Origin of the sequence: Massilia sp. CFBP 13721 (genome assembly GCF_014842025.1) — a bacterium.
GTDB lineage: Bacteria > Pseudomonadota > Gammaproteobacteria > Burkholderiales > Burkholderiaceae_D > Telluria.
This window is the reverse complement of the sequence record NZ_JACYUY010000060.1, coordinates 1-1,118: the sequence shown is the minus strand read 5'-3', so window position 1 is coordinate 1,118 and position 1,118 is coordinate 1. Positions and strand designations below refer to the sequence as shown.

Genomic DNA, 1,118 nt, shown 5'->3' with positions numbered 1-1,118 from the left:
CCCAGATTTCCTGATAGACGCCGTCGACGGTGCGGCTACGCAGAGTCAGCGCCATACCCATCATCGTCTGCTTGAGCTCGCGATAGCTCGTTTCAATCCGCCAGCGCTGGGTATAGCAAGCGGCGATGTCCTTGACTGTGTAGCGCCTGGCATCAAACAGTGATGTCAGCAGTATGTGCTTGCGTGCGCTCTGGTCGATAATTGTGATGGCACGGGCACGCCACGTTTCGGGCAGGTCCGGACATTTCTTGCGCGCCTGGGGCGAGACGCGCATTTCGATGACGGCGTCGTCAGGTGTGCCGCCAACGACTTCCCATTTGGTGTTGGCCTTGGCTGGAATGATGAAATGTCGGTTGGTTCCACCGTGCGTCAGGCCGCACAGGATTTCGGCCGACAGGAAGCCTTTGTCGAAGACAGTAAGCGAATCATCTGGAATCGATGCAAGCAGCTCTTTAGCGTAAAGCATCTCGTTGATCCCATAAGGACCAAACTTCGCATCGCGGATCAGATGGGTCGGCACCGCGGTCAAGGTTACCCCGCGCACTTGCGGATAGCTCGAGATTCGCCCACTGGGGTACACCTGCTCACCGAAATGCTCGCGAAGCTGCGGCGTGTCTGCAGTCTTCAACGTCGTGCCGTCCATCGCGAACAGACTTAGGCTCTTGAACAGGTACTGTTTGCGATCCTGTTCCGACCATGCCCTTGCCGATATCTCGAATAAGACCCGAAGAGGTTCGGCGCCAAGACGCTGCCGTGCCTGCGCTACCGCGCTCTTGCTCACGAAAGGCGTCTGCGCATCCGGCAAAGCCAGATCCAGGTCATCAATTACTTCGCTAATGGACTGGTGACGGTACAGCGCCAAAGCGACCACCAGCCACACGACCTGCTCGGCCGGCAAGCGGCGCTGCCGAATGCTCGCTTTACCAGTGTATGTAACAGCCTGCTCGACCCACTCGTATGGCAGGTGCTGCCCCAGTCGGGCCCAGTCCGGGTCTTCCTGGGCTTGTACGAGAAAATGGAATGCGTCATCAAACATGGTGACGCAGGTTAACAGCCTCTGAAGACGTTTACAACACTACAAAAGAAAAATGCCGTTCAGCCTTAACTGAACGGCATTA

Annotated in this window: 1 protein-coding gene; it reads right to left on the bottom strand. The window is 56.9% G+C overall.

The features are described 5' to 3' along the window. Window positions 1-1,036 (bottom strand): IS4 family transposase (locus IFT60_RS26150; RefSeq protein ID WP_192057020.1); only part of this gene is annotated, 1,036 nt, incomplete at its 3' end. Window positions 1,037-1,118 lie beyond the last annotated feature (82 nt).